Here is a 3,103-nt window from a genome sequence, read left to right on the forward strand (position 1 = left end):
CAGTGCCCGTCCACCGCGGTGGACGGGCACTGCGGACGGGCGCCGTGGGCGAGCACTGCGGGCGGACCGGACGGGCCGCCCACAGTGCTCGCGGTGGGGTCAGGGGCGGGCGTAGGGCCTGGTCATGATCTCCAGGTTATGGCCGTCCGGGTCGTCGAAGTACGCGCCGCGACCGCCGAAGAGACGGTTGACGCGCCCCGGCTCGCGGTGGCTCGGATCGGCGTAGTGGATCACGCCGACCGCCTCCAGACGCGCGATCATCGCGTCGAACCGCGCGTCGGGGACAAGGAACGCGTAGTGCTGCGACTGGATCGGCTCGTCACGCATCTCGTAGTAGTCGAGCGTCACGCCGTTGCCGAGATCGACGGGCAGGAACGGCCCGAACGGAGCGCCGACTTCCAGCCCGAGGATCGCGGCGAGGAACTCGGCCGACAGCCGCCGGTCCGTGGCATGGACGACGGTGTGGTTCAACTGGACGCTGTTCAGCGGCAGTTCGGTTGGTCGCGCGGGCTGCTGAGGGTGCTGGTTGTGGGGCATGGGCGTCTCTCCGAGGCTTCGGGTCCGATGAAGGGGGCCGCCGCACGCGGGCGGCGGCAGCGAGGACACGGAGGACGGGCGGGCTTCTTGCCCGCCCCGGGCTCACGCCGAGGCCGGGAGCCCCACTCGTGCATGGCCCATGGCCGACCCGGCAGTCACCCCACCGACCCTAGTACCGCGCCACGACTCTCTGCCAGGGCCGGACCGTGCGGCACCCGCCGCAGTTCGGCGTTGCGGATCACCGCCGAGCGGGCCGAGACACCCTCGACGGCACCCGCCGCGGTGCCGCCCCGGAGGCACCGTCAGGCGGACCCGCCGGTGTGCGCTTCACCGATCACGCGCCTGCGCCCCGTTCGGCCGGAGCGCGTGGCCACCGGCCGAACGGGGCCCGGGGAGGCAGGAGCAGGGCCAGGGGGAAGTCAGGGACAGGACGCCCCCTGGGCAACGGTGTGACTCACTCGCGTCCGCGCCCGCCGTCGTCCGTTCCGTCGGTCTCGATGCGTTCCTTGCGGACCTCGCCACTCACCGTCTCCTGGTCGGTGTGCTCCTCGGCGCTCAGACGCACCCGCTCCACAGGCACAGCCTCGGTCTCCACCACCGGCCGCTCCTCGTGCAACGTGACCTCGTACTCGTCCTCGGTGATCTCGGCGCCGGACGTCGCGGCGTCCCGGTTGGCGTCGGTGATCGGCTCGCGCTCCACCCGTACTTCCTCGTGGCGGAGGGGAACGGTCTGCTGGACCTCCTCGGTCACCACGTACTTGCGCAGACGCGCCCGGCCGGCTTCCTGCCGCTCGACGCCGACGTGCATCTCCTCCTCGGAGCGGGTCATCGCGCCGTCACCGGTCCCGGTCCCCTCCGTGGTGCCGGTGCGGGCCCAGCCGCCTTCGCCGGGCTGGTTGGCCTGCTGCCAGGCCTCCTCCCACGCGATGCCGTAGTGCTCGTACAGACGGTGCTCCTCGTTCTCGGACAGGTGCCCGCCGGCGTCGACATCGACGTTGGGCGCGTCCTTGACCGTGTCCTTGGCGTAGGGGACCTCCAGGTGGTCCTCCACCATGGACGCGTCCCTGATCGGCACGAACGACTCGCTGGAGCCGAAGAGGCCGGTCTTGACGCTGACCCACTCCGGGCGGCCCGTGGTGTCGTCGAGGAACACGTGCTTGGCTTCACCGATCTTGTTGCCTTCCGTGTCGTAGACCGGGTGGTCCAGCACGGTGGGGATCTGCTCTCGGGTGATCATGGATGTCCTCCTGATTCTCCGTCGTCCCCTCTCGACTTACCGTGCCAAATCGGGTCAAACATGACAAGCCCACCCCGAGTTACCCCCTCACCCACTGTTGCGTAGTGATTACGTGACGCAATCACCGGAGGCGCACTCACCGGCTCGCCTGTGTTGAAGGGCGTCGGATGTGGCGTGCCCTTGCGCGGTCGCCCCCCGGAGCGATGCCTCGCTCGCCGTGGGCGGGCCCCGATGCCGGTGGCGTCGCAGCCGGAGCCGCCCCCGGCTCGGTCAGCGCACCGCCGTGCCGGGGTCGTCCGCGTCCCAGGCGCGGTGCGCGGCGGCGATCGCGTCCCGGTGCTCCCGCGACCAGTCCGCGAGGGTCTTCAGCAGGTGGGTGAGGCTGTGCCCCATCGCCGTCAGCTCGTACTCCACCTGCGGCGGGACGGTCGGGTACACCGTCCGGGACACCAGACCGTCACGCTCCAGCCGACGGACCGTCAGGGTCAGCATGCGCTGCGAGATGCCGGGCAGGGAACGCTGGAGCTGCCGGAACCGGCGGACGCCCGCGGCCAGTTCCACAACCACCAGCACGGACCACTTGTCACCGAGCCGGTCGAGCACCGGCCGGATCCCGCAGTCCTCGTGCGGCTCACCGCACGCGACCACCGCCTCTCCGGTCACGGGAGCCGAGCGGGCCGGCAGGCCCGAACCGGACGAGGGACCAGGACCCGGCGAAGCGTCAGAAGTGGCCGGGGTGGTTACCGCCGTGTGCCCCACCGACATCGAAGTGCCTCCTTACGCGACCGCACGCCGGCACCGACGATGGTCCCGGTCAGCAAGAGGAACGACGAACCCGAGGGAAACCATTCCATGCCGAAGATCTTGGTCACCGGTGCGTCGGGCGCACTCGGAACACTGATCGCCCAGCAGCTCACCGACCGCGACGACGTCGTCCTCGGTACGAGGAACCCCGCCCCGGGCGCCCGTCGCGTCGACTTCGCCGAGCCCGCCACCCTCGTTGACGGCTTCGCGGGCATCAGCACGCTGCTGCTGGTATCCGCCGGGGCGGGTGAGGACGACGACGTCATCACCCGGCACGGGGCGGCGATCTCCGCCGCCGAGACGGCCGGCGTCCAGCACGTCGTCTACACCAGCCTGTCCGGCGACGGCGACCACCTGCCGTACGCACTCGCGCACCGCTGGACCGAGCGACGTCTGCGCGGCAGCCGGCTCAGCTGGACCGTGCTGCGCAACGGCCTGTACGCCGAGTTCCTCGCCGCCGGCGGCGGGCCGGGCGCCGACGGGCGGATCACCGCACCGCTCGGTGACGGCCGCCTCGCCGCCGTG

The 3,103-nt window shown here is 71.4% G+C and carries 4 protein-coding genes; 1 reads left to right on the plus strand and 3 read right to left on the minus strand.

From position 1 onward, the window contains the following. Nucleotides 1-99 precede the first annotated feature (99 nt). The 3 genes from ACYVE9_RS20725 to ACYVE9_RS20735 form a co-directional block, all read right to left on the minus strand. A complete protein-coding gene (locus ACYVE9_RS20725; RefSeq protein WP_461029393.1) occupies nucleotides 100-537 on the minus strand; it encodes a VOC family protein in 438 nt (145 codons plus the stop codon). Between the two features lie 454 nt (nucleotides 538-991). Continuing rightward, a complete protein-coding gene (locus tag ACYVE9_RS20730) occupies nucleotides 992-1,774 on the minus strand; it encodes a PRC and DUF2382 domain-containing protein (protein WP_461029394.1) in 783 nt (260 codons plus the stop codon). A 270-nt stretch (nucleotides 1,775-2,044) separates the two neighbouring features. After that, complete coding sequence (locus ACYVE9_RS20735; RefSeq protein WP_461029395.1) at nucleotides 2,045-2,539, minus strand: winged helix-turn-helix transcriptional regulator; 495 nt, start codon at nucleotides 2,537-2,539, stop codon at nucleotides 2,045-2,047. 87 nt (nucleotides 2,540-2,626) lie between these two features. Between ACYVE9_RS20735 and ACYVE9_RS20740 the strand changes: the two genes are divergently transcribed. Beyond that, nucleotides 2,627-3,103, plus strand: a 477-nt coding sequence (locus ACYVE9_RS20740; RefSeq protein WP_461029396.1) for an NAD(P)H-binding protein, incomplete at its 3' end; no start/stop codon positions are given.

It is taken from the genome of Streptomyces sparsus, assembly GCF_054776295.1.

Excerpts from the sequence above, each read along its gene's own strand:
- ACYVE9_RS20725 (WP_461029393.1), bottom strand. The coding sequence starts at position 537 with ATGCCCCACAACCAGCACCCTCAGCAGCCCGCGCGACCAACCGAACTG.
- ACYVE9_RS20730 (WP_461029394.1), bottom strand. The coding sequence starts at position 1,774 with ATGATCACCCGAGAGCAGATCCCCACCGTGCTGGACCACCCGGTCTAC.
- ACYVE9_RS20735 (WP_461029395.1), bottom strand. The coding sequence starts at position 2,539 with ATGTCGGTGGGGCACACGGCGGTAACCACCCCGGCCACTTCTGACGCT.